Source organism: Pantoea sp. CTOTU50773 (assembly GCF_032082325.1).
Taxonomy (GTDB): Bacteria; Pseudomonadota; Gammaproteobacteria; order Enterobacterales; family Enterobacteriaceae; genus Pantoea; species Pantoea communis.
On record NZ_DAMDQC010000259.1, the window covers coordinates 1 to 3,070 of the forward strand.

Consider the following 3,070-nt stretch of genomic DNA (forward strand, 5'->3'; position numbering starts at 1 on the left):
CCAGCAATGCCATGCGCACTTCACGCAAGGTGTCTTTAATGTTGTCTTCGGTCAGCCTTCCGCGGCCGCTGATGTTGCGCAGGGATTGCGACAAACGATCGGTTAAATTATCAAACATGCTCTCTCACTTAGGACCGTAGCGAGGCCGCCTGGGCGGCACAATGCGGCGGATTATAGCACGAAGCCACAGCGATCTCTGCAATTGACCTTCAGATCGTTTGGAGCCTGATGCAGCTGGCGCTATACTGGTTTTTTCCTTATCTGACCGACACCTGAAAGGATCTATGTTCGTTTTCGCGATCGTGGCGCTGTTCGCCTACTCCCTCAGTCTTGCATTGATCATCCCCAGCCTGCTGAAACGCAACGGTGGCTGGCGTCGTTTTGCCGTACTTTCTGCTTGCGTCGCGTTGATCGCCCATGCGGTTGCACTGCAACAACGCATTTTTGCCGTCGATAACGGACAAAACCTTAGCCTGCTAAATATCGGTTCGCTGGTGAGTTTGCTGATCTGCGCGATCATGACCATCGTTGCATCGCGCAATCGCGGTTGGTTACTGCTGCCGATTGTCTACGGCTTTGCCTTGATTAACCTCGCCTTCGCCACCTTTGTGCCGAATGCCTTTATTACCCATCTCGAAACCACGCCGGGCATGATGATCCATATCGGCCTGTCGCTGTTTGCCTACGCCACGCTGATTATCGCGGCACTGTATGCGCTGCAGCTGGCATGGATTGATTACCAGTTAAAAAATAAGAAACTGGCTTTCACCCAGGATATGCCGCCGCTGCTGAGTATTGAGCGTAAGATGTTTCATATCACGCAAATTGGTGTAGTGCTGTTGACGCTGGTGCTGTGTACCGGTCTGTTCTTCATGCATAACCTGTTTAGCGCGGAGAATGTCGATAAAGCGGTGCTGTCCATTCTTGCCTGGTTTGTTTATATCGTTCTGCTCTGGGGACACTATCATGAGGGCTGGCGCGGACGCCGCGTCGTCTGGTTTAACTGCGGTGGTGCACTGCTGCTGACCATGGCCTACTTCGGCAGTCGCGTGCTTCAGCACCTGCTCACTTCTCACTAAAGGAATTTTTGCGTTGGAACATGTTTCAACCACCACGCTGATCGTTACGCTGGTCATCATGGTGCTGGTCTCTGCGTACTTCTCCGGTTCAGAGACCGGCATGATGACGCTCAATCGTTATAAATTGCGCCACAAAGCCAAAAGCGGTAATCGCGCGGCTCGTCGTGTCGAAAAACTTTTACGCCGTCCTGATCGCTTAATCAGCCTGGTGCTGATAGGCAACAACCTCGTGAATATCCTGGCCTCCGCATTGGGTACCATTGTCGGTATGCGTCTTTACGGCGATGCGGGTGTGGCAATTGCCACCGGGATCCTGACCTTTGTGGTGCTGGTGTTTGCTGAAGTGCTGCCGAAAACCATTGCAGCGCTTTACCCCGAAAAAGTCGCCTATCCCAGCAGTGTGCTGCTGGCGCCGCTGCAGTATGTGATGCTGCCTTTGGTCTGGCTGCTCAACACCATTACCCGCATTCTGATGCGCATGGTTGGTATCAAAACGGAAGGCTCCATCAGTTCAGCCCTAAGTAAGGAAGAGTTGCGTACCATTGTCTATGAGTCCCGCTCACTGATGTCACGTCGTAATCAGGACATGCTGCTGTCGGTGCTGGACCTGGAAAAGGTCAGCGTTGATGACATCATGGTGCCACGCAATGAAATTGTCGGCATTAACGTCAACGACGACTGGAAATCGATTGTTCGCCAACTGAGTAATTCCCCGCATGGCCGGATCGTGCTGTTCCGCGATTCGCTGGATGATTCGGTTGGCATGCTGCGCGTGCGTGAAGCCTGGCGCATGATGACCGAGAAGAAAGAGTTCAACAAAGATCGCCTGCTGCGTGCCGCTGATGAAATTTACTATGTGCCGGAAGGTACACCGCTGAATGTCCAGCTGGTGAAATTCCAGCGTAATAAGAAGAAAGTCGGCTTAGTAGTTGATGAATATGGTGACATCAAAGGGCTGGTGACCATTGAAGACATTCTGGAAGAGATTGTTGGCGATTTTACGACGTCCATGTCTCCTTCGCTGGCGGAAGAAGTGATGCCGCAGAATGATGGCTCAGTGCTGATTGAAGGCAGCGCCAACGTGCGTGAAATCAATAAAGCCTTTAACTGGACGTTACCCGAAGACGAAGCACGCACCATCAATGGCATGCTGCTGGAAGCGCTGGAAGAGATTCCGCTGGTCGATACACGCGTGAAAATCGGGAAGTACGATGTGGATATCCTCGACGTGCAAGACAACATGGTGAAGCAGGTGCGCATTACCCCGCACCATCCGCTGAAATCCTCCATCGGTTCCTGAAGCCAAAAAAAACGCCGCGAACATCGCGGCGTTTTCATTTCTGCTCAGACAGGCACTAGATGTGCAGCTCTTTCAGCTTCTCAGCCGGCAGTTTCAGATCTTCGTTACGGTTCACGCCAATCTCATGCGCCAACACGTTACGCGCAATCTGCTGCGCTTCGTCGAGTGAGTGTAGCTTGTAGCTACCACACTGGTATTCATTCAGTTCCGGGATCTGGCTCTGTTCTTTCACTTTCAGAACATCTTCCATCGCCCCTTTCCACGCTTTCGCTACACGCTGCTCGTCTGGTTCACCAATCAAGCTCATGTAGAAGCCGGTGCGGCAGCCCATTGGCGAGATATCAACGATTTCCACGCCATCACCATTGAGGTGATTACGCATAAAGCCAGCGAACAGGTGCTCCAGCGTATGGATGCCGCGCTCAGTCAGAATATCGATATTCGGACGGCAGAAACGCAGGTCAAAAACGGTGATGGTATCGCCATGCGGAGTATTCATGGTTTTTGCAACGCGCACAGCGGGTGCGCCCATGATGGTGTGATCAACAGTAAAACTATCCAGTAGTGGCATACGTCACCTCCTGTTTTGAGATTTTTTTAAAACGATGAAACTTTTCCGTTCGCCCAACGTCTGAATATATGAAAGACGCGCATTTGTTATCATCATCCCTGACAACAGAGATGTTAATTT

The 3,070-nt window shown here is 51.7% G+C and carries 4 protein-coding genes; 2 read left to right on the forward strand and 2 right to left on the reverse strand.

Annotated features, from left to right (window positions below; translation table 11 throughout):
- On the reverse strand, positions 1-118 hold a 118-nt coding region (locus RT340_RS22425; protein WP_313377852.1), incomplete at its 3' end, for a signal recognition particle receptor subunit alpha.
- Positions 119-284: 166 nt separating this feature from the next.
- On the opposite strand from RT340_RS22425, the gene RT340_RS22430 reads away from it, so the two are divergent.
- Both RT340_RS22430 and RT340_RS22435 read left to right on the forward strand, forming a co-directional pair.
- The gene (locus RT340_RS22430) at positions 285-1,079 is read left to right on the forward strand and encodes an inner membrane protein YpjD (RefSeq protein ID WP_038645240.1); all 795 of its coding nucleotides are present in this window, start codon (positions 285-287) and stop codon (positions 1,077-1,079) included.
- A 13-nt stretch (positions 1,080-1,092) separates the two neighbouring features.
- Entirely contained in the window at positions 1,093-2,379 is a 1,287-nt protein-coding gene (locus tag RT340_RS22435; protein WP_045816444.1) for an HlyC/CorC family transporter, read from the forward strand.
- Positions 2,380-2,434: 55 nt separating this feature from the next.
- On the opposite strand, the gene luxS is transcribed toward RT340_RS22435, so the two are convergent.
- Complete coding sequence (luxS, locus tag RT340_RS22440) at positions 2,435-2,950, reverse strand: S-ribosylhomocysteine lyase (protein WP_034822217.1); 516 nt, start codon at positions 2,948-2,950, stop codon at positions 2,435-2,437.
- Positions 2,951-3,070 lie beyond the last annotated feature (120 nt).